At 53.2% G+C, this 24,010-nt stretch carries 20 protein-coding genes, 1 tRNA gene and 5 pseudogenes; 15 read left to right on the top strand and 11 right to left on the bottom strand.

Annotated elements, in window-relative coordinates; translation table 11 throughout:
• The first annotated feature begins 114 nt into the window (after positions 1 to 114).
• Both exbB and exbD read left to right on the top strand, forming a co-directional pair.
• Complete coding sequence (exbB, locus tag HED65_RS20715; RefSeq protein ID WP_114979983.1) at positions 115 to 846, top strand: tol-pal system-associated acyl-CoA thioesterase; 732 nt, start codon at positions 115 to 117, stop codon at positions 844 to 846.
• 4 nt (positions 847 to 850) lie between these two features.
• Positions 851 to 1,276, top strand: a complete 426-nt coding sequence (gene exbD, locus HED65_RS20720) for a TonB system transport protein ExbD (protein WP_114979984.1) — start codon at positions 851 to 853, stop codon at positions 1,274 to 1,276.
• Positions 1,277 to 1,319: 43 nt separating this feature from the next.
• On the opposite strand, the gene HED65_RS20725 is transcribed toward exbD, so the two are convergent.
• A complete protein-coding gene (locus HED65_RS20725; protein WP_114979985.1) occupies positions 1,320 to 1,769 on the bottom strand; it encodes a cytoplasmic protein in 450 nt (149 codons plus the stop codon).
• Position 1,770: 1 nt separating this feature from the next.
• Positions 1,771 to 2,175 (bottom strand): hypothetical protein, encoded by a 405-nt coding sequence (locus HED65_RS20730; RefSeq protein ID WP_114979986.1) that lies wholly within the window; start codon positions 2,173 to 2,175, stop codon positions 1,771 to 1,773.
• A 103-nt stretch (positions 2,176 to 2,278) separates the two neighbouring features.
• On the opposite strand from HED65_RS20730, the gene HED65_RS20735 reads away from it, so the two are divergent.
• On the top strand, positions 2,279 to 2,782 hold the full coding sequence (locus tag HED65_RS20735) for an ESA_00282 family adhesion-associated protein (RefSeq protein ID WP_114979987.1): 504 nt from the start codon (positions 2,279 to 2,281) through the stop codon (positions 2,780 to 2,782).
• 81 nt (positions 2,783 to 2,863) lie between these two features.
• Positions 2,864 to 3,352 carry a TIGR00645 family protein gene (locus tag HED65_RS20740; RefSeq protein WP_114979988.1) on the top strand — a complete coding sequence of 163 codons (489 nt, stop codon included), beginning with the start codon at positions 2,864 to 2,866 and terminating at the stop codon, positions 3,350 to 3,352.
• 45 nt (positions 3,353 to 3,397) lie between these two features.
• Here the strand turns inward: HED65_RS20740 and HED65_RS20745 are convergent, their stop codons facing one another.
• Positions 3,398 to 4,438, bottom strand: a complete 1,041-nt coding sequence (locus HED65_RS20745; RefSeq protein WP_114979989.1) for an aldo/keto reductase — start codon at positions 4,436 to 4,438, stop codon at positions 3,398 to 3,400.
• A gap of 230 nt (positions 4,439 to 4,668) precedes the next feature.
• Between HED65_RS20745 and HED65_RS20750 the strand changes: the two genes are divergently transcribed.
• On the top strand, positions 4,669 to 6,216 hold the full coding sequence (locus HED65_RS20750) for a methyl-accepting chemotaxis protein (RefSeq protein WP_114979990.1): 1,548 nt from the start codon (positions 4,669 to 4,671) through the stop codon (positions 6,214 to 6,216).
• A gap of 127 nt (positions 6,217 to 6,343) precedes the next feature.
• Positions 6,344 to 6,598 carry a hypothetical protein gene (locus HED65_RS20755; protein WP_114979991.1) on the top strand — a complete coding sequence of 85 codons (255 nt, stop codon included), beginning with the start codon at positions 6,344 to 6,346 and terminating at the stop codon, positions 6,596 to 6,598.
• A gap of 122 nt (positions 6,599 to 6,720) precedes the next feature.
• Here HED65_RS20755 and HED65_RS20760 read toward each other — a convergent pair whose 3' ends face one another.
• From HED65_RS20760 to yghU, 4 genes are all read right to left on the bottom strand, one after another.
• Complete coding sequence (locus HED65_RS20760) at positions 6,721 to 7,047, bottom strand: helix-turn-helix domain-containing transcriptional regulator (protein ID WP_032640599.1); 327 nt, start codon at positions 7,045 to 7,047, stop codon at positions 6,721 to 6,723.
• A 12-nt stretch (positions 7,048 to 7,059) separates the two neighbouring features.
• Positions 7,060 to 7,392 (bottom strand): type II toxin-antitoxin system RelE/ParE family toxin, encoded by a 333-nt coding sequence (locus HED65_RS20765; RefSeq protein WP_114979992.1) that lies wholly within the window; start codon positions 7,390 to 7,392, stop codon positions 7,060 to 7,062.
• Between the two features lie 196 nt (positions 7,393 to 7,588).
• Positions 7,589 to 7,921, bottom strand: coding sequence for a glycine zipper domain-containing protein (locus HED65_RS20770; protein ID WP_114979993.1), 333 nt, complete (start codon positions 7,919 to 7,921; stop codon positions 7,589 to 7,591).
• Positions 7,922 to 8,081: 160 nt separating this feature from the next.
• Complete coding sequence (gene yghU, locus HED65_RS20775; protein ID WP_114979994.1) at positions 8,082 to 8,948, bottom strand: glutathione-dependent disulfide-bond oxidoreductase; 867 nt, start codon at positions 8,946 to 8,948, stop codon at positions 8,082 to 8,084.
• A 184-nt stretch (positions 8,949 to 9,132) separates the two neighbouring features.
• Here yghU and gss point away from each other — a divergent pair, with 184 nt between their 5' ends.
• From gss to HED65_RS20810, 8 genes and pseudogenes are all read left to right on the top strand, one after another.
• A complete protein-coding gene (gss, locus tag HED65_RS20780) occupies positions 9,133 to 10,995 on the top strand; it encodes a bifunctional glutathionylspermidine amidase/synthase (protein WP_114979995.1) in 1,863 nt (620 codons plus the stop codon).
• A gap of 129 nt (positions 10,996 to 11,124) precedes the next feature.
• Positions 11,125 to 11,676 (top strand): peroxiredoxin, encoded by a 552-nt coding sequence (locus tag HED65_RS20785; RefSeq protein ID WP_114979996.1) that lies wholly within the window; start codon positions 11,125 to 11,127, stop codon positions 11,674 to 11,676.
• A 32-nt stretch (positions 11,677 to 11,708) separates the two neighbouring features.
• Positions 11,709 to 12,326, top strand: a pseudogene (locus tag HED65_RS22825) (cytochrome c biogenesis protein CcdA); the annotation flags it as partial.
• Between the two features lie 180 nt (positions 12,327 to 12,506).
• Positions 12,507 to 13,916, top strand: a pseudogene (gene tssC / locus HED65_RS22830) (type VI secretion system contractile sheath large subunit); the annotation flags it as partial.
• Between the two features lie 17 nt (positions 13,917 to 13,933).
• Positions 13,934 to 14,203 (top strand): annotated as a pseudogene (gene tssK, locus HED65_RS20795) (type VI secretion system baseplate subunit TssK); the annotation flags it as partial.
• Between the two features lie 8 nt (positions 14,204 to 14,211).
• Positions 14,212 to 15,078: pseudogene (locus HED65_RS20800) on the top strand (type VI secretion system domain-containing protein); the annotation flags it as partial.
• A gap of 42 nt (positions 15,079 to 15,120) precedes the next feature.
• A pseudogene (tssF, locus tag HED65_RS20805) lies at positions 15,121 to 16,281 on the top strand (type VI secretion system baseplate subunit TssF); the annotation flags it as partial.
• Positions 16,282 to 16,309: 28 nt separating this feature from the next.
• Complete coding sequence (locus HED65_RS20810) at positions 16,310 to 17,665, top strand: VasL domain-containing protein (RefSeq protein ID WP_114979998.1); 1,356 nt, start codon at positions 16,310 to 16,312, stop codon at positions 17,663 to 17,665.
• A gap of 110 nt (positions 17,666 to 17,775) precedes the next feature.
• Here the strand turns inward: HED65_RS20810 and HED65_RS20815 are convergent.
• Positions 17,776 to 17,851 (bottom strand) — tRNA-Phe (locus HED65_RS20815).
• Positions 17,852 to 17,946: 95 nt separating this feature from the next.
• Positions 17,947 to 18,663, bottom strand: a complete 717-nt coding sequence (locus HED65_RS20820; protein ID WP_114979999.1) for a DUF554 domain-containing protein — start codon at positions 18,661 to 18,663, stop codon at positions 17,947 to 17,949.
• A 182-nt stretch (positions 18,664 to 18,845) separates the two neighbouring features.
• On the opposite strand from HED65_RS20820, the gene HED65_RS20825 reads away from it, so the two are divergent.
• Positions 18,846 to 20,981 (top strand): ornithine decarboxylase, encoded by a 2,136-nt coding sequence (locus HED65_RS20825; protein ID WP_114980016.1) that lies wholly within the window; start codon positions 18,846 to 18,848, stop codon positions 20,979 to 20,981.
• 481 nt (positions 20,982 to 21,462) lie between these two features.
• On the opposite strand, the gene HED65_RS20830 is transcribed toward HED65_RS20825, so the two are convergent.
• Together HED65_RS20830 and HED65_RS20835 are read right to left on the bottom strand one after the other, a co-directional pair.
• Complete coding sequence (locus HED65_RS20830; protein WP_114980000.1) at positions 21,463 to 22,155, bottom strand: response regulator; 693 nt, start codon at positions 22,153 to 22,155, stop codon at positions 21,463 to 21,465.
• Complete coding sequence (locus tag HED65_RS20835) at positions 22,145 to 23,770, bottom strand: ATP-binding protein (protein WP_114980001.1); 1,626 nt, start codon at positions 23,768 to 23,770, stop codon at positions 22,145 to 22,147. Before HED65_RS20835 ends, HED65_RS20830 begins: the two co-directional genes overlap by 11 nt.
• Between the last annotated feature and the right edge of the window lie 240 nt (positions 23,771 to 24,010).

The following is a 24,010-nucleotide window of genomic DNA, read 5'->3' on the forward strand; positions in this document are numbered from 1 at the left end:
AAAGTGAGCGAAAATTACGGCACCATGTAAATACTAATGAGAACTACTATCAATTCGACGACGTTTTGATATTATTACGTTCAGATTTTGTGATTTGCGTCCTGGAGATACAGAGTGGGTAATAATTTGATGCAGACGGATCTCTCCGTTTGGGGCATGTATCAACATGCTGACATCGTGGTTAAGATTGTGATGATCGGCCTGATTCTGGCGTCCGTTGTCACCTGGGCTATCTTCTTCAGCAAGAGTGCTGAGCTGCTTGCACAGAAGCGTCGCCTTAAGCGGGAGCAACAGCAACTGGCTGAAGCCCGCTCTCTGGATCAGGCTTCAGATATGACCTCATCCTTCCACGTAAAAAGCCTGACCACCCTGTTAGTTAATGAAGCTCAGAATGAGCTGGAACTTTCCGCTGGCAGTGAAGATAACGAAGGTATTAAAGAACGTACCGGCTTCCGTCTGGAGCGTCGTGTTGCTGCTGTTGGTCGACATATGGGCCGTGGCAATGGTTATCTGGCGACGATCGGTGCGATCTCTCCTTTCATCGGGCTTTTCGGTACGGTCTGGGGCATCATGAACAGCTTTATCGGTATCGCGCAGTCTCAAACTACCAACCTTGCGGTGGTTGCGCCGGGTATCGCGGAAGCGCTGCTGGCGACGGCGATCGGTCTGGTTGCCGCAATCCCGGCTGTGGTTATCTACAACATCTTCGCGCGTATGATTGGCAGTTACAAAGCTACTCTCGGTGATGTTGCCGCGCAGGTTCTGTTGCTGCAAAGTCGCGATCTTGATTTGAATGCCAGCTCGGTTAAGCCGGTGCATGCGGCATCTAAACTGCGCGCAGGTTGATGCTATGGCGATGCGTCTGAACGAAAATCTGGACGATAACGGCGAAATGCATGAAATCAACGTAACGCCGTTTATCGACGTTATGCTGGTTCTGCTGATTATCTTCATGGTGGCTGCGCCGCTGGCGACGGTGGATGTGAAGGTGAATCTACCCGCTTCTTCCAGCCAGCCGCAGCCGCGCCCGGAGAAGCCAATCTATATCTCGGTAAAAGCGGATAAATCCATGTTCCTCGGGAACGACCCGGTGACGGCCGACTCAGTCATCCCGGCGCTGGATCAGCTCACTGGCGGCAAGAAGGACACCACGGTTTTCTTCCGTGCGGATAAAACCGTCGATTATGAAACCATGATGAAGGTAATGGACACACTGCATCAGGCGGGTTATCTGAAGATAGGACTGGTCGGCGAAGAGAAAGCGGCCTCGAAGTGATAAAGAAGCTGGCGAAAGCCGGCTTTTTTTTTGGTCTGTCGGTTTATGTTTTTTTGTTATCTGTCGGTGCGGTAGGGGAAGTTGCCAGCGCATCCTCATCAAGCGCAACGCAGGTGACGTTTGAGGTACGGTACTCACCGTCTGACAGCTTGCGCGTCAGACGCAGGGTGGCGATTTCTCTGGCAAGCAGGTACTGATAATTGGCCTCGAGACGTCCGAGAAGCTTCTCTTTCAGTTCTGGCCGCTGTTCAATGATGGCGTTCATCACCGCACCGTAAATTTCTTCTTTCACCTGTAGCGGATAAATTTCGCGGCGATTCTGCCATTTCAGACGGACCAGTGTGGCCGGGATCGATACCAGGTCTTGTGTAATACGCGTCATCTCGGTATTTTTTGTGGTTCGCAGTGCCTCGAGATTTTGCTTTAAGATAAATTCATCACTTTTTTTATCATCTAAAGTCAAATAAACGTCGTTGTTTTTAATTTCTTTCACGTTAATCTTCCCCCAGGTTATAAAAAATTGGGTTGTTTTTTTCGCGCGTAATTAAATTAAGCCAAATTTCATTGCCCGCTTCATTAATTTCTTCAGTTTTCTCGGCCATTATTTGACTTAGTTTCTGGGCATCTATTTCACCTTCGGCTTGCAGGTCATTCAACAGATGGACAAAGGCTTCAATTTTTATAGCGCGAAATAAGCGGTCCTTTATATGGCGATCGTGCTCTTCCAGCAACATATTACGTGATTTCCCAGTTTGGGAAACGCCAATTAATATGTCAGGCTCGAAATCGGAGAGCTTTCTTTTTCCCTGAGTGAAACTCGCCTCTTTTTCTGCTTCCGCGGGGTGCTGTTCCACAGACGCAATGTGGTACTTAGCCGGGACGAGATAGTCGGGCAGCATTTTTAATTTCCTTTAATTTCAACAGGGTGGGGTTGGTAAAGGCGTGAGATTCGTTGACAATATCATGAGGCAATTTTAAAATCAAAAAAAATGGAGCCTACCCATGAACAGCATCTTTTACACGGTCATCACATTACTATTACTGACCGCTGGTGTTCTTTTATTGATGCAGGAATTCAATAAAACGAAAGTGTCGAAAGACATCAGTGAACCACCGCAACCTGAGCGGATGACAAAAGAGGAAGGGGAAGATCATTTCTCCGTATTGATGAACTCAGTAACGCCTGTTTGGTACTGGCGAGTGAACCATGAATATATCGACTTTTTGCATGCGACAATTAAACGCATGAAAATGTCGGAAATTAATGATACGCCCGGACTGTTTGAGGCACAGCGTCGCTGCAGCGACCTGAATTCAGCAGTGTATAAATATTATGATAATATCAAAAAGCGCTGTCTGAACGGTGAGAAGGTGTCATATTCCGACCTCGACGTATTAAATCTGCGTCAGTGTTTTCGTGAGTTCAGTCTGGAAGCCTACCCTGAGCTGGTGGCGCTTGTCTGGCCGGAGTATGCGCGTCCGGAGGTTAACCCGGATAACGTCTGAGTGACGTACCGTTGAGTTATTGCAAACAGTCAGCGCCGTTGCGATATACTGGGCGCTGGTTTCTTTTGCAAACAGGACTTTATGGAACGCTTTTTTGAAAATGCCATGTACGCCTCTCGCTGGATACTGGCTCCCGTCTATTTTGGCCTTTCGCTGGCGCTGATCGCACTGACGATTAAGTTCTTTCAGGAAATCTGGCATGTTCTGCCGAACATTTTTTCCATTGCTGAAGCGGATTTGATTCTGGTTCTGCTGTCTCTGGTGGATATGACGCTGGTGGGCGGATTGCTGGTGATGGTGATGTTCTCCGGCTATGAAAATTTTGTCTCCCAGCTGGATATTGATGAGCGTAAAGAGAAGCTCAACTGGCTGGGCAAAATGGATGCCTCGTCGCTGAAGAATAAAGTGGCCGCGTCGATTGTTGCGATCTCCTCTATCCACCTGCTACGCGTATTTATGGACGCGAAAAATGTCCCGGATAACAAACTGATGTGGTACGTCATTATCCATCTGACGTTTGTGTTGTCAGCGTTTGTGATGGGGTATCTGGACAAGATCAGTAAGAAGTAAAATACTTGTCCCCCTCTGCCTACGGGCTGAGGGGGCGAAAAAGGCCTATTTATCCGATGATGCCTGCCACAGGTTCAACTCCCCGTCCGCAACATGTCGATCAATCCTTTCCAGCTCATCTTTGCTGAAGTGCAGGTAATCCAGGGCCCGAACGTTTTCTTCGATCTGTGCCGGGCGGCTTGCACCGATCAGCACTGAGGTGACGCGTTCATCCTTGAGCAACCAGCTTAGTGCCATCTGCGCCATTGTCTGTCCGCGGACATGGGCCATTTCACTCAGCAAACGCAGACTGTTGAGATTGGCTTCGGTCAGCATTTTTTCCGTCAGACCGCGCACCTTTTTACCTTCGCGCTGCATGCGAGAATCTTCAGGGATCCCGTTCAGGTATTTGCCGGTAAGCAACCCCTGCGCCAGCGGGGTAAACGCAATGCAACCCGTCCCGTTTTTCTTAAGCGTATCCAGCAGGCCGGTGTTATCTACCCAGCGGTTGAGCAGATTGTAGGATGGCTGATGAATAAGCAGCGGAATTTTCCACTCCCGCAACAGGTCCGCCATTTTCTGAGTGCGCTCCGTTGAATAGGATGAAATCCCGATATACAGCGCTTTACCGCTTTGCACTGCATGAGCCAGTGCCGCGGCGGTTTCTTCCATCGGCGTGTTTTCATCGACGCGATGGGAATAGAAAATATCAACATACTCCAGACCCATCCGCTTCAGACTTTGATCGAGACTGGCAAGCAGATATTTGCGCGAACCGCCTGACCCATACGGCCCCGGCCACATGTCGTAACCCGCTTTCGTGGAGATAATCAGTTCGTCGCGATAGCCGGCAAAATCCTCCCGCAGAAGGCGGCCAAAATTTTCTTCCGCACTACCCGCTGGTGGGCCGTAGTTATTGGCAAGATCAAAATGGGTAATACCGAGATCGAAGGCTTTACGCAGCAGCGCGCGCTGGGATTCGAGAGGGTGTATGTGGCCAAAGCTATGCCACAAACCAAGCGACAGTGCTGGCAGGCGCAAGCCACTTTTTCCACAGTAGCGGTACTGCATATTTTCATAGCGGGCGGGGTCAGGGGTCCAGGACATGATGTCTCCTTTCTTATCGTTGAATTTTCGAAACAACGTTTTCATTCTGAACTTATCACAACACAAATGACATAACTAAGCGCGGGGATAATGGTTAATGACAGCTGTGTGACCAATGAAGCCACGCTAATCAAAAATGATCACAAAACGTTATAATTTCCCCGGTTCCTGCCGATAACGAGAGAAGTACTCGCCTCTGGGCGAATTCACCCTCACGGCAAGGAAGACTTATGAATATGCTCCGTAATTTCACGATCCGCTTCGTCATGCTGACGATCCTCGGGATCTTTTGTTTAATGTGGGCGGGTGTTGGTCTGTACAGTACCTGGTCCCTTTCGCGTGTTTCGGATGGCAATGACGTGGATCGTCAACTGGTCAAACAGATGACGGTACTCAGTCAGGGTAATGATCAATATTTCCGCTTCGTGACCCGTTTGAGCCGTGCGATGGAAGTCAAAGCCGCAGGTGGCACGCCGGATTTGGCCTCTGCCCAACAGGCTCTGGATAACATGGGTAAGAAACTCGCCGAGATGAAAGCGATCTCGCCAGGACCGATGGACGAACAGATTTCTGCTCAGGTCATCGGTACCTGGCAGGCGCTGCTTGATCAAGGTGTCACGCCGCAAATGCAGCAGGCGAAGCTGGAGACTCTGGATGGCTATCGCCAGCAGGCCAATAACGTTACCCCACCGCTAAGCCGCGCGTTTGGTGCCGCAGCTGAGAACTTTAACAACGCGGCCGCTAAGGCGCTCGACAGCACCCGTGTGGTGGTGGACAACCTGACCAGTATGACCCGTACGGTGATTATCACCGCCACCATTATTGGCCTGCTGATCCTGCTTTTCACCGACCGCTACCTGGTCGCGATGCTGGTCAAACCGCTGGGCCGCATTCGCCAGCAGTTCCGCCAGATTGCCCTGGGCGATCTCAGTCAGCCAATTGAACCTTTCGGCCGCAACTGCGTGGGACAGCTGGTTCCTTTGTTGAGCGCGATGCAGGACAGTCTGCGCGAAGCGGTCAGCACGATCCGCTCCGGCAGTGAAAATATCTGGCGCGGTGCGACGGAAATCTCCAGCGGTAATAACGATCTCTCTTCCCGTACTGAAGAGCAGGCTGCTGCACTGGAAGAGACGGCTGCCAGCATGGAACAACTGACTGCAACTGTGAAACTGAACGCGGAAAGCGCGCGTCAGGCAAGCCAACTGGCAGATGTGGCATCGACCACTGCCAGCCGTGGCGGCTCGCTGGTGGAAGAAGTGGTGACCACCATGAGCGGCATTTCTGAAAGCTCGAAGAAAATTGCTGAAATCACTAACGTCATCAACAGCATTGCCTTCCAGACGAATATTCTGGCACTCAATGCGGCCGTTGAAGCGGCGCGCGCGGGTGAACAGGGCCGTGGTTTCGCCGTGGTGGCGGGTGAAGTCCGTAACCTGGCAAGCCGCAGCGCCAACGCGGCAAAAGAAATTGAAGGGCTGATCGCTGATTCTGTTAACCGCGTAGAGCAGGGGGCCCAACTGGTGGGCGACACGGGCACCACCATGGATGCGATTTTGCGCGACGTGACGGAAGTGACGACCATTATGAAGCAAATCGCTTCCGCCTCTGAGGAGCAAAGTAAGGGTATTTCTCAGGTCGGGATTGCCATTACGCAGATGGACGGTGTTACCCAGCAGAACGCCTCGCTGGTGGAAGAGGTTTCTGCGGCAGCGGCGGCGCTGGAGCGCCAGACCGAAGAGCTTCAGCGCTCGGTGCAGAAGTTCCGCCTGACGGCATAACGCAACGTTGCAAGGCCGCCTGGTGTGGCCTTGCATTATTAACGCCTTCCTCATTCAGCGAGCGCTGAAACTGCTATTCTTTTGCTAACCCCCTGACGTTCTGGGCTCTCTTCTATGAGGTGTTGCTATGAACAGATCGTTGTCAGTTATCCCTGTTATCTCTTTCATTTTTCTGATGCTGTTCTCGGTTTTTGCCAGTGCGACCCAGCAGGCGCAGGAGCGGCGTGTGTCGCGTGATGTCAGGCAGGAAACCCGCGACGCGTCACGGCAGGTGAAGCAGACCTGCGTGGCGAACAATAACCAGAGTAATCACGACTGCCGTCAGGACAAGCGTCAGATGAAACAGGCCGGACGGCAAAAAGCGCGGGACATTAAGTATTAATGCAACTGGTGAGGCGGCATGCAGGCATGTCTCCTACCGCCTTTTCCAATAGCGTTTCAGTATGACGATCGTCATTGATGCTTCGTCCGGCTAGCACTTTCGGGCGTGTTTTGACGTGCGTCTCACGCTGGTGCGTTTAACCCTGCAGCTGCAATTCGGGAAATCGGGTATCCCGTTGCAGATGCCACTTCTGCGATACGCTTAAATGAGGGGTTACCGTTTGGTGAGAGTGATTTATAGAGTGATTCGCGGGAAATACCTGCACGTTTAGCAATGACAGTCATCCCGCCAGAGGCTTCAATGACATGCCGTAAAGCCAGCATGAACGCCTCATAGCCTCCGGGCTCGTCAATTTCAATGAAAGCCTGATGAAGATATACGGGCGCGAAATCCGGAGAATCTTTCAGGAGCTGTACCATTGCGTCATCATGTAGTACTGATTTAGCCATTACGATTTCCTCTTATATTCTGCGGTTGTAGTCGTTGAGGTACTCAACGGCCCTTTCAATATCTGCATTTTGCTTTTTTTTCGTACCAGTCAATAACACCAGACTCACTGCGCCATCTTCCGGATCGGAGACTTCGCTGAAATAGACACGGTAACCCGGCCCCTGGTTAATTCTGAGCTCTGAAACGCTCTCTCTGCATGGCTTGCAATCACCATAGTTACCCGTTGACATTCTGGCGACACGCGTAGCAATCATGGCTTTTGCTATGGGATCTTTCACACTTCTCAGATATGCATCAAAAGGGTCATACCCGTCTGCTGTGATGTAGTGTTTAACTTTAGCCATTATTGTAGCCTGTAGTTTACGATAAGCAAATGCATTGTAATCTTCAGGCTACGACTGGCAATTGTTAACATCGTTGTGACAGGGGGGAAGATGTTATTTCTGAAAGCGGATCGCAGAAATTAGAGATTTAGTGCGGGGATTATGAATGAACAACAATGAGGCCGGGCAAAACGCAGTGTCGCCCGGCGAGATCTTATCAGTGCGTCGCTTCACCAATCAGCGCGCCTGTACCCGCGCCAACGGCCGCACCTTTCAGCACGTTATTGCCTGTCACCGCAGCCGCGCCCGCGCCAACCACAGCACCTACGGCACCGCCCTTACGTGCGTCTTTGCCTTTTTCGCCGTTTTTGAACATCGCACCCGTGCCTGCACCAACGACGGCGCCGCCAACGGTTGATTTCAGATCTTTGCCCGTGGCTGCGCCAATAGCCGCGCCTGCTACCGCGCCGGCAGCGGTTTTGTCGATGGCCATTCCCGAGGTAGAAAAAATGAGAGCGCTGATAACCAGCGTTGTTTTAATAAGTTTCATAACAGATCCTTTGTGACTGCTGTCGGTTAATTCGTCGTGTCTCACCGTCTGGTGTGAGAAAAACGGACAAATAGTGCCAGCAATATAGGGTCAGCCTTTAGGCTAATCATGCCCTGGGAAAGGATCCTTGCAGCCGGGCGGTGACCCGCCCGGCCAGTCATCATGCCTGACGTTTGTCTTCAGTATGGGTATCGAAGTCACTCGCAGCGTGGCGTTCGTGGAGCTGCTCGTTCAACTCACCGCTGGTGCGGTTCACGATACGTCCACGCTTCACGGCTGGGCGATGCGCAATGTCTTTCGCCCAGCGCTGAACGTTGGTGTACTTCTCCGCGTCCAGGAACTCGGCGGCGTTATATACGCTCCCCAGCGCGACGCAGCCAAACCACGGCCAGATTGCCATATCGGCGATGGTGTATTCTTCACCTGCCACATAACGGCCGCGGGCGAGTTGTTTATCCAGCACGTCGAACAGGCGTTTGGCTTCCATGGTGAAGCGGTCAATCGCATATTCAATTTTCACCGGCGCGTAGTTGTAGAAGTGGCCAAAACCACCGCCGAGGAACGGGGCGGCCCCTTGCAGCCAGAACAGCCAGTTCAGGGTTTCTGTGCGGCCTGCAGGATCTTTTGGCAGGAAGTGACCAAATTTTTCTGCCAGGTAAAGCAGAATGCTACCGGATTCAAATACGCGCGTCGGTGGGGTCGTGGAGTGGTCACGAAGTGCGGGTATTTTCGAGTTTGGGTTCACCTCAACAAAGCCGCTGGAGAACTGATCGCCTTCGCCAATGCGGATCAACCACGCATCGTACTCGGCCCCTGTTACGCCCAGCGCCAGCAGCTCTTCGAGCATAATCGTTACTTTCTGACCGTTCGGTGTTCCCAGGGAGTAGAGCTGAAGCGGATGAGAACCCACAGGGAGTTCTTTCTCATGTGTCGCACCGGAGATGGGACGGTTGATGTTGGCGAATGCACCGCCGTTGTTCTTTTTCCATTCCCACACTTTCGGTGGCTGATAAGTGTTGTCTGACATGTTGGCCTGCCTTTTGAGTGATGTGTTGAGGGAGTTTAGCAGGAGATGAAGCGACCGTTTAACGATGTGAGCGCAACGGTCAGTGTAGGTGTATGATAAATCCACCTCTGTCAGGTTAATTACAACGTGCAGACGACGACAACCCTTTAAAAAAATTGCCGCCTGCCTGTTTTAGGTTGGATACATGCGTAAAGGAAAGTTAAGCAGTGACGCGCCATTCGGGACGTTATTAGGCTATGCGCCGGGTGGCGTGGCGATTTACTCTTCAAATTACGGCAGTCTTGATCCGCGTAAGTACCCGGAAGATGCGGATTTTCGCAGCTATATCGGCAACGAATACATGGGCCACAAGTGGCAATGTGTTGAGTTTGCCCGCCGTTTCCTGTTCCTCAACTATGGTTTCGTTTTTACCGATGTCGGCATGGCGTGGGAGATCTTCTCCCTGCGTTTTTTGCGCCAGGTGGTGAACGATAACATTCTGCCGCTGCAGGCCTTCGCCAATGGCTCAAAACGCGCGCCGCGAGCCGGAGCGCTGCTTATCTGGCAAAAGGGTGGGGAGTTTCATGAGACCGGCCACGTTGCGGTTATTACCCAACTTCTGGACGATAAGGTCCGTATCGCGGAGCAGAACGTCATCCACTCTCCGTTGCCGCTTGGGCAGCAGTGGACGCGCGAGCTGCGTTTGAGTGTCGAGAACGGGTGCTACACCATTCATGACACCTTCACCGACACTGAAATTCTCGGCTGGATGATCCAGACGGACGACACCGAACACAGCATTCCCCAGCCGGAAATCGACGGTGCGTTGTTGAAAATCAGCGGCGCGCGGCTGAAAAACAAACGTCAGTTCGACGGTAAATGGCTTAACGAAAACGACACGTTGCAGCAAGCATATGTCCGCGCGAACGGCCACTTTATCAATAAAGATCCCTGCCAGTACTTCACCATCACGGAAAGCGCCGAGCAGGAGCTGATCAAAGCGACTAACGAACTGCACCTGATGTACCTGCACGCGACCGACAAAGTGTTGAAAGACGACAACTTACTGGCACTTTTCGACATCCCTAAAATCCTCTGGCCACGTCTGCGTCTCTCCTGGCAATGGCGCCGTCACCACATGATTACCGGTCGTATGGATTTCTGCATGGATGAGCGGGGCATCAAGGTTTACGAGTACAACGCTGATTCCGCATCCTGTCACACTGAGGGTGGGTTAATCCTCGAAGAGTGGGTCAAAAACGGTTACCGCGGCAACGGGCACAATCCGGCGGAAGGGTTGCTGGAAGAACTGACCGGGGCGTGGAAACACAGCCATGCGCGTCCGTTTGTGCACATCATGCAGGACAACGATGTCGAGGAGGATTATCACGCGCTCTTTATTCAGCGTTCTTTGTTGCAGGCCGGGTTTGAAACCAAAATTCTGCATGGGCTCAGTGCCCTGAGCTGGGATGCTGCCGGACAACTGATTGACGACGAAGGCCGTCACGTGAATTGCGTGTGGAAGACCTGGGCGTGGGAAACCGCAATCGAACAAATCCGCGAGGTGAGCGAAACCGAGTATGCCGCAGTACCGATCCGTACCGGACATCCCGAGAGTGAAGTCCGGCTGATCGACGTCCTGCTGCGCCCGGAAGTTCTGGTGTTTGAACCGCTGTGGACGGTTATTCCCGGCAACAAAGCGATCCTCCCGGTACTCTGGCAACTGTTCCCGAACCATCGTTACCTGCTTGATACCGATTTTGAGGTTAACGACCTGCTGAAACAGACCGGCTATGCCGTTAAACCGATTGCCGGACGCTGCGGCAGCAATATCGATTTGATCAGCCCTGAGGATGAGCTGCTGGATAAATCCAGCGGCAAGTTTGTCGACCGCAAAAACATCTACCAGCAGCTGTGGTGCCTGCCAAACGTTGATGGCAAACACATTCAGGTTTGTACCTTTACCGTGGGCGGTAACTACGGCGGAACCTGCCTGCGCGGTGACGACTCGCTGGTGGTGAAGAAAGAGAGCGATATTGAGCCATTGATTGTGGTGAAAGATGAATAGCCTCCGCAGAACGTAAGCAAAGATCCGCAAGCGACCCTTGCGGATTTTTTTTATCCGTGAGCGAAACCTTCAGGCGTTAGCGTGCGAACTATTATTCATACAGCACCTTTTTCCCTGATGGAGCCGACCATGAAACGTTTGAAAACCTTGTCAGCCGCCGCCGTTTTGAGTCTTTCCCTTTTCACCCTGAGTGCTCATGCTGCCCTTGAAGCGGGTGCGAAAGCGCCGGATTTCAGTCTGCAGGGCGCGCTTGGCGGTAAACCGCTCACTTTCTCCCTTCAGCAGGCGCTGCAGAAAGGCCCGGTGGTGCTCTATTTCTTCCCGGCGGCCTTTACCAAAGGCTGCACCCTTGAGGCTCATGCTTTCGCTGAAGCGACGGATGACTTCAGAAAACTGGGGGCAACTGTGGTGGGGGTAACCGCCGGCAACGTCGATCAGGTGGATGAGTTCTCGAAGCTGGAGTGTCGCGATAAATTTGCCGTTGCGGCTGATCCTGGCGCGAAAGTGGCAGCCGAATACCAGACGTTGATGCAGATGAACGGTAAAACGGTGTCTGACCGTACTTCATTCGTTATCGCACCGGATGGCAAGATCCTGATGAGTTATACCGATCGTAACCCTGACGAGCACATCCAGAAAACCATGGATGCCGTGAAAAAATACGCAAATTCGCATTCGTAATTTAGCCGCCGGGGTTTGCTATGTTAACAGCGATGCTGGCCGCCTTTGTGGGCGGCATTATTCTCAACTTCATGCCTTGTGTATTTCCGGTTATCTCCCTTAAGGCGTTAGGAATTTTACGTCATCAGGGCGATACCCGGAGTGCGCGCACCGAAGGGCTTGGGTTTCTGCTGGGTGTGATTTTTACCATGCTGGTCTTAGCAGGCGTATTGTTGGCGTTACGGGCGGGTGGAATGGCTGTTGGCTGGGGGTTCCAGCTTCAGTCACCGCTGGTGATTGCTGCGCTGGCGCTGGTTATTCTGGGAGCGGCACTGAACCTGCTCGGTGTGTTTGAGGTGGGGTTATCACTGCAACGGGCAGGGGAAATTTCGGTCGGGCGCGGCGCGTTTACCCGCTCGGCATTAACTGGCGCGCTGGCGATTGTGGTCGCGACACCATGCTCTGCACCCTTTATGGCCGGGGCGGTAGGGTACGCACTGGTGCAGACCCCGGCCGTTTCGCTGGGTATTTTTCTCGCGCTGGCACTCGGGTTCGCTGCACCGTTTACGCTGATCTCACTCTTCCCGGCCATTGCCGAACGCTTGCCCCGCCCTGGTGCCTGGATGGATATCCTCAAGCGTGGGCTGGCGTTCCCAATGCTCGGTGCCTTCGCCTGGCTGGTGTGGGTACTTACACAGCAGGCAGGTACGACGGCGTTGGCGGCCATGCTTGCCAGTGCGGTGGTGGTGAGCTTTGCGGCGTGGCTATATGGTATGGCACAGCGCAGACGCTTTACCGGTCAGCCCTATAAAGCGCTGCTGGCGGTTACCCTGGTATTGTTTATTGCGGCTATCTGGCAAGATGCGCAGGCGATGTCGGATGCGACCGCTGATGAACGTCTAACAGCCGGGATGCAGGTGTTTCTGGAGTGCCTGACAAAATCGGGTTCGAAAGTTGAAAAACTCGACAAAAACCTGATTGACCATCATATCGCAGAGCTGGATTACCAGATTAGTCGTCAGCTTGACGCTGTCATGCACCATGAAGACTTTCAGGCGGTAGAAAGTTTGTGGCGCGGTGTTAAATCCCTTGTCGACAAAACCGATTTCCGCCAGAACGTGAAAGTCGAACTGCTTGATATGTCTAAAGAAGATCTGCGTCAGGACTTCGAAGATAGCCCGGAAATTATCCAGAGCGGATTATATAAACAGACATACATTGATGAGTATGACACGCCGGGTGGAGAGCCGATTGCTGCGCTGATTTCCGCTTACGAATTTGACGCGTCTGCGCAGGATGTTGCCCTGTTGCGCAACATCTCGAAAGTCTCTGCAGCCGCGCATATGCCGTTTATCGGCTCTGCAGGTCCGAAATTCTTCCTGAAAGATACCATGGAAGATGTCGCGGCCATCAAAGACATTGGTAACTACTTCGACCGTGCGGAGTACATCAAGTGGAAATCGTTCCGCGAGACGGATGATTCCCGTTATATCGGCCTGGTGATGCCACGCGTGCTGGGTCGTCTGCCGTATGGCCCGGACACTGTGCCGGTGCGCAGCTTCAACTACGTCGAGGAAGTGAAGGGGCCGGATCACGACAAATACCTGTGGACCAACGCCTCGTTTGCCTTTGCATCCAACATGGTTCGCAGCTTCATCAATAACGGATGGTGTGTACAAATTCGTGGCCCGCAGGCCGGTGGTGCCGTTCAGGACTTACCAATCCATCTGTATGACCTGGGCACCGGTAATCAGGTCAAGATCCCGTCAGAAGTGATGATCCCGGAAACCCGTGAATTTGAATTTGCGAATCTGGGGTTCATTCCCTTGTCCTACTACCGCAACCGCGATTATGCGTGCTTCTTCTCGGCGAACTCCACCCAGAAACCGGCGCTGTACGACACTGCTGACGCTACCGCTAACAGCCGCATCAACGCCCGTCTGCCGTACATCTTCCTTCTGTCGCGTATCGCACATTACCTGAAGTTGATTCAGCGTGAAAATATCGGCACCACTAAAGATCGTCGTCTGCTGGAGCTGGAACTGAACACTTGGGTTCGCGGTCTGGTGACAGAAATGACCGATCCAGGTGATGAGTTGCAGGCATCACACCCACTGCGCGATGCGAAAGTGGTGGTGGAAGATATCGAGGATAACCCGGGCTTCTTCCGCGTGAAGCTGTTTGCTATCCCGCACTTCCAGGTGGAAGGGATGGACGTCAACCTGTCACTGGTTTCCCAGATGCCGAAGGCGAAATCATAAGCTAAGGCAGGAAGCCAATGAGAACGGAACAACCGTTATGGGGCAGGGGCGTTATGGTCTCTCCCCAGCACTTCCAGCAACAGGCCGCGTATGCGGCCTGGTCCGCGGAATGCATTGCCCGACTGGGGCTCTCCCAGCCCTGGGGGATGATTGATGCCACTTTCGAACCGGATGCTCTGAAATTGGGCCGCCTGCAGGCCCGTCATTTGCACATCCGTTTCCCGGACGGCACGTTGATTGATACCGAAAATGCGGACGCCCTGCCTCCGGCGCTATCGCTCGATGGTGAATCGCATATCTGCGTGAACAACCCGGTGGTTGGCTTGCGGCGCATCGGCTGATGAAAAGTCTGCGTCATGACACGCTAAGCGCTATTCCGGCACCGGATGCTGAAGGGAAAACGCGCATCGAACCGCCGCGGGCTGACCAGCGGGCCATGCTCAAACGCCTGTACCTGCAACAGAGCTGGCTGGAAATACTGGAGCAAGCGGACAATACCTTCTCGCGCGGAGCCAACCACCTCTGGCTGGATTTGCAGTGGTATATCCACCAGGCACTGATTAAATCGGGGCAGGATGTACTGGCCGATATCATCGTTGCAGACCTGAAAGGATTGCTGCGCCGCCTCACCGGGCTTGAAACCCTGGCCTTTAACGACGGTACGCCGTTTGCTGATGAAGTGACGCTGAACTGGATAAACCAGAGCGTACTGGACGATATGTCCGGCTGGCGGGATGAACCGGTCAGCGCAACCAGTACGGAGGACAACGATATTCTGGCGCTCGAGCCTGAGGCACTGGAGAAAGCGGACAGCGAAGGTCTTGATAACACACTCCACTGGCTGCAGACCCGGCCCGGTACGGACTCCACAAAAGACAAATGGATGCTGCGCCTGCTGATGGCCCGTGTAGCAGAGCAGAAGGGCAAAAATGAGCTGGCTATGCATCTGCTTGGTGAACTCGATGGAGCAGCTCAGTCCATCACCCTCACGCAGTGGACACCAACACTGCTCTTTGAAGTGAAATCACGTCGCCTCAGACTGCTGCGCATGAAAGCCACACGCAGTGAAACCGATAAATCGCGGCTTCAACCGGAGATGGACCAGCTTCTGGCAGGTCTGATTGCGCTTGATCCGGCAAGCAGTGCAGTGCTTTGCGGGTAACAACACCTGGCATACCTTTAAAACACATATATTCAGGTTCTTATGGACGATTTAACCCTGCGTTATTATGACGCTGAAATGCGCTACCTGCTGGAAGCCGGTGAAGAGTTTGCCCGTGCTCACCCCGAGCAGGCGGCAATGCTCAATCTCGATAAAGCGGGTGCGCGCGACCCTTACGTGGAGCGGCTTTTCGAGGGCTTTGCCTTCCTGATGGGCCGGTTGCGTGAAAAGCTTGATGACGACCTGCCTGAACTGACCGAAGGGCTGGTCAGCCTGCTGTGGCCGCATTACCTGCGTACCATTCCGTCAATGTCGGTGGTGGAGTTCACCCCTGACTGGCGTGAGATGAAAGAGCAGATGCGCATCGTCAAAGGTTTCGAGGTGAACTCGCGGCCGATCGGTGAGAAGGGCACTCGCTGCCGGTATACGACCACCAAAGAGATCACACTTCAGCCGCTGTCACTTGAAAGTGCGCGTCTGGCAACCGACCCGGATGGTCGCTCGGTCATCACGCTGCGCTTTAACTGCAGCCATCTTGCCGACTGGAGTCGTGTTGATCTCAGCCAACTTCCATTCTACTTCAATGCAGACGCACCGCTGGCCTGCGCCATGCATGAAGCCTTCACCATGAACACGGCGCGCCTCTGGCTGCGGATGCCGGGCGACATGGACAGAAGACCGCTCGACGGGTATTTCACCGCGCTGGGTTTTGGCGATGATGACGACCTGTGGCCGAAGGGAAGCAGCAGCTTTAGCGGCTATCAACTGCTGCTGGAGTACTTCACCTTCCGTGAGAAATTCATGTTTACTGGCCTGCGTGGGCTGGAGACCGTGGTCTTTCCGGCTGAGATCCCCTGGTTTGAAATCGACGTGGTACTGGCGGAACGCTGGGAGCATGATTTCAGCTTTACCGAAAAGCATCTGCGCCTGAACTGTGTGCCGGTAATTAACCTGTTCCCGCTGGAATCCGACCCGCTGACGCTCAATTCATTGCAGACCGAATATATGCTGCGTCCGATGCGCGTGCAGGACGGTCATACCGAGATATACGCGGTGGATTCGGTGATGTCATCGAGCCATCATACCTACGTGCCGTTCTCCAGCTTCCGCCACAAGGGTGGGATGATGCGCCATGAGGCCCCGGAATATTACTACCACACCCGCGTGCGCCGCGGCCCATCCGGGCTGCATAACACCTGGCTTTCTGCTTATCCTCAGGGATGGAACCACTATGCACGATGTTCAACCTCGCCCGGTGAAAACCGGCAGTGACCCACGTCAGCTACCTGATTTCATTGCGCTGCGCGATGAGATGGCCAAACTCGCCCATCCGGCTCGTCCCGACGTGAACTGGTCGCAGGTGGAGGCCCTGTCGCTCTCATTATTTGAGCTAAATGGCGTCGAGTTACAGACCGGTGCCTGGTATACGCTTGCCCGTAGCCACCTTGCCCGTATCAATGGCCTGAACGAAGGGCTGGCTATCCTGAATGCCCTGCTGAGCCATCAGTGGGCGCTGTTCTGGCCGCAACCGGTTCATGCCCGAGCAGAAATCCTCAACGGGCTTTTGCAGCGCTTGCAGAAGCTTTTTCGCACTTTTTCACTCGATCATGGTGATTTGTCTGCGCTGGTGCAGACAGAAGGGCTGCTACGAGCCATCAACGATATTTTGGTGCGTCAGGAACTGAAACATGTCTGCCTGACTGCGCCGTTGATGCAGCAGATACAAGGTGCGTTGACACGCCTTGAAAACAGCTCGGCACAAGACAGTGGACTGCAGGCGGTGACGCTGCCGCCACAGGCGCTGGTCGAGGAATCGGCCCTGGAAAACTCATCTTCTGCCAGCCGTCTGGTGTACGTTATTCGTCCTGAGCCAGAGCTGAATGTGCAGGTCGTGCATGCGGCAACACCGCCGCCGAAGCGCTGGCCGGTGTTTCTTGCGGGAGTCTGTTCCGCATTGGTGCTGAGTTCTATTGCAATCACCGGCTGGCACTATATATCCAGGGTAGATGAGGCTACGGATGCGCTTGCAGCTTCGGTGGCTCCTCTTCCTCAGGCGCTGAGCAGTGCTCAAGTGCAGACACTTCAGCAATCTGATAAAGACAAACTTGACCCTACAGGCTGGCTGAAAAATGCATCATTGCAGCTGGACAGTCTGGCCGCACTCCCCCCTGACTGGAAATATCAGTATGGCAATGGATTGCTGGCACAGGCAAAGGTGCTGTGGCCCCAGAAACCCGAAGTTGCTGAACTAAAACAGAAGTGGCAACAACGACAGGCTGAAAACAAACTCTCTGCAAGCGCATTAACTGGCTGGCATGAAGGCATGCAGCAACTTCAGGTGTTGGCCGACAGGCTCAATACGCTGGACGGACAGAAAGGCAAATACATCACCGTCAGCGAACTGAAATCCAGCGTCTACCAGATGATGAACAGCTTTAGCCAGACGATCCCACTGGAAGAACAACTTCGTGTGATGCAGGGCCAGCAGGGCGATGCCGCACTGGTTACGCAACAGCAAATTCAGCGTCATTTGAACGGGGTGACTCAGTTATTTGCGGAGCAAAAATCTCCCCCTGGAACGCCTTAAAAAGGGGATAACAGCTTCAGTTTGGCAAACAGAGTTGCGACGATAATGAAAGCGATGATGGGGCTTAAAACGAAAAACGGACGTCTTGCGACGTCCGTTAATACTGAATTTGGTGCCCGGACTCGGAATCGAACCAAGGACACGGGGATTTTCAATCCCCTGCTCTACCGACTGAGCTATCCGGGCAACGGGGCGCATTAAACCCGATCTGCCTTCAGTCGTCAACGAAATTTGTTGTTTTCGTTACAGACTGCGCAATCTCTCACCATTTAGCCGCAAACTTAAGCGAAAAGGTGTGTCCAGAGCGCAGAAAGCGGCATGGCGATCAATAGTGCGGGCAGCATATTCACCACGGCAAACATCTTAATTCCGCAGATGCGCAGCCCGGTTGCCAGCAGGAGCAGTCCGCCAACGGCAGTGAAATCGGCCATCATCGCCGGCGTTGTCAGCGGGAGAATCAATGTGGCGCAGGTAGCGAGCGCCAGTTGGATTACTAGCATCGGGACGCAAATCACCGCAACGGCGACGCCAAGGGTAGTGGCGAAAATGGTGGCGGTGAAGAAATCGAGAAACGCTTTTGCAATCAATATGCTCGGATCGCCGGTCATCCCTTCCTGCATCGAACCAAAAATCCCCGTACCGCTGGCGCAAAACAGAATAATGATTGCTACATAGTTCTGAATAAACGACTCATGCGAACCGTGTTTCGCCTTGCCGCCTGGTCGGGAAATCAGGTTTTTGGCTCTACTCACCGCACTGTTAATGCCTTTTTCCAGATAGCAGAATTCGCCAATTAGCGCGCCGAGCAGAGTCGCCAGCACCATCACTGGCAGGTTGGCGCACTTGATCACCAGCAAAATGCCAATCCCTAACGATGCCAGTCCGAATATTGAGGGCATAGATGAGCGAATACGCTCCGGCAACCGCTGACTCAGCACTGCGCCGAGAACACCGCCCAGTAATACGGCTCCGGCGTTGATAAATGGCCCGATAACCACGCTTAACTCCTGTTACTTAATCATTGGTATTGCATGATTATGACATGTTGGCGCTTGCATTATGCTTGGCTTTGGGTGGTTTAATGCATAATGATTCCTTCTTGCACCTGAAAATAAAAGGTGACATTATTGCGCGAATTTTCTCCTTCCTGTCTCACCACTCGGTGAGGGTAACTGCGCTTATGAAAACCATGAAAATCGCCGTCAGCCGCGAGCTGGTCTCTTCTGTGTCTACGCACCGTGAAAAGGTGACGCTGGACAATACTGATTTCACCGATGTGGCGGCAGTCGTTGTTTCGACGGCTGACAGTCGCAGCGGTATTCTTGCGTTGTTGAAACGTACGGGCTTTCAGTTACCGGTGTTCATTTTCTCGCAAGAGCCAATGGAAGTGCTGGATGGCGCTGCCGCGGTAATCTCGGGAAAAGCTCAGGAGTTTCTGGAACTGGAAACTGCTGCCAGCCGTTATGAAGAGAATCTGTTGCCACCCTTTTTCGACACCCTGAGCCAGTATGTGGAAATGGGCAACAGCACCTTTGCCTGTCCGGGACACCAGCACGGTGCATTTTTCAAAAAACACCCAGCAGGGCGGCAGTTCTATGATTTCTTTGGGGAGAACGTGTTCCGCGCCGATATGTGCAATGCTGATGTGAAACTGGGCGATCTGCTGATCCATGAAGGTTCCGCCAAGCATGCGCAAAAGTTCGCGGCTAAGGTGTTTAACGCGGATAAAACCTACTTTGTGCTAAACGGTACGTCGGCTGCCAACAAGGTGGTGACTAATGCGCTGCTGACCCGCGGCGACCTGGTGCTTTTTGATCGCAACAACCATAAGTCCAACCATCATGGGGCATTGATCCAGGCAGGTGCCACGCCTGTCTATCTCGAAGCAGCGCGTAACCCGTTTGGTTTTATTGGCGGGATTGACGAGCACTGCTTTGATGACGCTTATTTGCGGAACCTGATCCGCGAGACGGCTCCGGAGAAAGCCGACGAGGCGCGTCCGTTCCGCCTGGCGATCATTCAGCTTGGCACCTACGATGGCACGATCTACAACGCCCGCCAGGTGATCGACAAGATCGGTCATCTGTGTGACTACATCCTTTTTGACTCGGCCTGGGTGGGTTACGAGCAATTTATTCCGATGATGGCGGAAACATCCCCGCTGTTACTGGAGCTGAACGAGAACGATCCGGGTATTTTCGTGACCCAGTCGGTGCATAAACAGCAAGCCGGGTTCTCGCAAACTTCTCAGATCCATAAAAAGGATAACCATATTCGCGGTCAGGCACGTTTTTGCCCGCATAAGCGCCTCAATAATGCGTTTATGCTGCATGCGTCTACCAGCCCGTTCTATCCCCTTTTTGCTGCCCTTGATGTGAACGCTAAAATCCATGAAGGCGAAAGCGGACGCAGGCTCTGGGCCGAGTGTGTTGAACTGGGCATTGAGGCGCGCAAGGCGATCATTGCCAACTGCCATATGATCAAACCGTTTATACCGCCGGTGGTGGCGGGTCGGCCGTGGCAGGATCATCCCACACACGCCATTGCCAGCGAACGCCGCTTCTTCAGCTTTGAGCCGGGCGCCAAATGGCACGGGTTTGAGGGGTATGCCTGCGAGCAGTATTTTGTCGACCCTTGCAAGTTGCTGCTGACCACGCCGGGAATTGATGCAGAAACGGGGGAGTACACCGGGTTCGGTATTCCTGCGACTATTCTGGCGCATTACTTGCGGGAAAACGGCATCGTGCCGGAGAAATGCGATCTCAACTCGATCCTGTTCCTGCTGACGCCAGCCGAGAGCAGTGAGAAGCTGGCGCAACTGGTCGCGATGCTGGGACAGTTTGAGCAGCATATTGAAGACGATACGCCACTTGCCGATGTTCTGCCGACCATCTACCAGAAGTACCCGGTGCGTTACCGGGATTATACCCTTCGCCAGTTGTGTCAGGAGATGCACGATCTCTACGTCAGTTTTGATGTGAAAGATTTGCAGAAGGCAATGTTCCGTAAAGAGAGCCTGCCTGATGTGGTGATGAATCCGCAGGATGCCAACCAGGCGTATATTCGCGGCAACGTAGAGCTGGTGCGCATACGAGATGCGGAGGGACGAATTGCTGCCGAGGGGGCGCTGCCCTATCCGCCAGGCGTATTGTGCGTGGTACCGGGTGAAATCTGGGGCGGGGCGGTACAGCGTTACTTCCTGGCACTGGAGGAGGGCATCAACCTGCTGCCGGGCTTCTCGCCGGAACTCCAGGGTGTGTACAGCGAGAAGGATGCTGACGGGATCAAGCGGTTGTATGGGTATGTGTTGAGATAGTGTGGGCTGTTGCCCTAACCCTCTCCCACCGGGCAGAGGGATCCCCACAAAATAATGCCTGCACGGACGACCCCCTCTCCCGTTGGGAGAGGGCGGGGTGAGGGGGAACATACGGCAGCGGAGGTTATTCCGTTCACTTTATGTACCTTGCTACTCTGTAAGGACATCACTTGTGAACGTGCCATGGCGGCTCAATCGCCGCCGCCCTGGCGACCCGGGCTCCCGGCGGTAAATCGCCGCTTCGCGGTACCTTCGGCTTATTCCTTCAGGCTATCGGGTCGGGCATGAGCCTGCATCCCTGCAGGCCACGCCCTCTCGGCGCATCCCTGCGCCTCGCCCCGGCCTTACGGAAACGCCTCAGCGATTTACAGCCGGACCAGGACATCGCTGTAAGCCATTAATTTTCCTGAAGCAATATTCTTCGCTTTTGGTTAAAAAATTACTGGGGATCCCTCAGCCCACCGGGAGAGGGAACATTCCATCAAACCGCACTACGCCTGTACATCCTCCTCGGATGCCCAATCTTACCGTACAGCATCTCCACCGTCAGAAACCCCGCCTCCACGCAGTGCTCCAGATAGCGCCGGGTAGTGGTTTTACTTAACCCGGTTTCCTGTACCACCTCATCGACTGAAAAACAGTGTGTGGCCTGCTCGTTAAACAGCGCCTGCACCCGCGCCAGCGTATTTTCCTCAATGCCTTTGCTGCCGTTGTCCTGACGGTAGTTTTTCGCCTGTAACTGATACAGTGAATCCACGTTTTGCTGGTCGACAATCTTCCAGACGCGCTGTTGCTCGGCGAATTGGACAAACCGCTCAAGTGACTGACTGAGCCGCTTCCAGGAGACGGGTTTGAGGATATAGTCGAAAGCGCCATTACGAATAGCCTGGCTGCAGGTGTCCATATCGCTGGCGGCGGTAATGAAAATCACCGAGCAGTTGGTACGGGCGAGCATGGGGTTATTGATAAGCGAGATACCTTTGCCATCAGGCAGGTAGTTATCCAGCAGCATGAGTTGCGGCTGTTTGCTTTCAAGCTCAGCCTGAGCCGCTGCCAGCGACGAGGCGATACCTACCAGTCTCAGACGCGGATGTTTACTTATCAGTTCCGCGTGCAGTTGCGCCAGTTCGTTCTCGTCTTCAACAATCAGTACGTCGATAAGTTCATGTTGCATAGTCGGTGTCTTCCAGTTGCCGGGCGATTCCCGTGGCAGGGATAAACAATGAGAAAATGGCGCCGCGCGGAGTATTATCGGCAACTTCTATTGCGCCCCCAGCCTGAGTGACATAGCTTTCGATCAGATACAGGCCAATCCCATGATCGCCGCGTGTTTTGGTGGTGATACCGCGTTCAAATATCCTGTCACGGATCTCCGGTTTAATGCCAACGCCCTGGTCGGCCACTTCTATAATCAGTTCCTGTTCGCTGAGTTTTATCAGCACTTCCACCGGTGCATGGGGCTGCGGTGAACGTTGTGTCGCTTCAATGGCGTTATCCAGCAGGTTCCCAATAATTGAAATCAGCTCTTGCTCCCCAAGGGGCTGGAACGGTCTGTCCAGTCGACAGGCCGGGTCGAAACTCAGTTCGACACCTTTCTCCCGCGCACGGGCGGCTTTCCCCAGCAGCAGGCCGCACAGGGTCGGGGAACTGAAGCGCGAAGAGATAAAGTCCAGCAGCTCCTGGGCGTGCTCAGACTGCGCCTGAATGTAGCCAATCGCCTCTTCATAGCGCCCCATATGCAGTAGGCCGGACAAGGTCGTCATCCGGTTTAACTGCTCATGGCGCATGATGCGCAGGTTATCGACATAACGCTTAACCTGGCTGAGTTGAGCGCTAAGCGAGTCTATTTCATTGCGATCGCGGAAAGTGATCACCCAGCCCTGTAACTCACTCTCAAGCATGATGTGTACCCGGCTGGCAATCACCGTGAGATCGTTAAAACGGCAAATCTCATCATGGGTATCTTTCGCCAGCATCGTCTGCGTGTCGAAGAACGGGACCGGATCGATCACCTGGCTAATCAACTGCCCGCGCAGTTCGCGTGCTGGCTGGCTCAGACCCAGTAGTTTGCGCGCTGCCTGGTTGATCACTTCAATGCGCCGTTGATCGTCAATGGCAATCACCCCTTCATAAATAGACTCCATCATCGCCTTTTGCTGGCGCACCAGCAGGCCGATCTCTCGCGGTTCGAGGGAGAAAATCTGCTTCTTAATGCTGCGGGTAAAGAACCAGGAAAAGATGAAGAGAGCTATCAGCAACAGCACGGCGGCAATCAGGATATTGACGACTTTACTGACGGTGACGGTCTCAAGGTAGCTGGTGAGATAGCCTACCGAGACAATGCCAACTACCTGCCCGGCATCGTTGAAAATGGGGGCTTTACTGCGTAGTGAAATGCCCAACCCTCCTTTACGGATGGTGGTGATACTTTTTCCCTGTAAAACGGCTTCGTTGTCTCCGCCAACCAGCGTTGTGCCAACTCTGTCAGCAAAAACGGAATGAAAAAGGTGCTGTCCCTTATTATCCCCAATCACAATAAAGCTGGCGTCACTGTGTGAAGCTATTTTCTGCATAAAGTCGTGAATGCTTTTGATATCTTTTTGTTCAACTTCATCACGTAATGTAGGAATAATCGCAATTTCTTCTGCCTGTATTTTGGCACGCGCACTCATTTCCTGATAAAGCTGTTTGCCGACGTCGACATAATAATATCCACCCAGTAACGCAAAAAGTACTGAGAAAAAGGCAACCAGCGAAATAAACAGCTTGATCTGGAAAGATACTTTCATAACTATCACGCGAGGTAGCAACAAAGAAAGCCAATATATCATCTTTTTTCGAGTGGATGACTGCTTTGCCGAAAACTTGTGATCCCTTGCACAGCGGGGGCTGTAAAAGATTTATCCTGAAGGCTTATGTGCTTCAGACCGAACAATAAAATGTTATTTGTTTGTTCAGTTCGGAAAAGAAACCATAAAAACCACGGCAATAAATAAGGTGTTAATCACATTAAATAAAAGAAACCATTA

This window comes from Pantoea sp. LS15, assembly GCF_012241585.1.
GTDB lineage: Bacteria > Pseudomonadota > Gammaproteobacteria > Enterobacterales > Enterobacteriaceae > Enterobacter.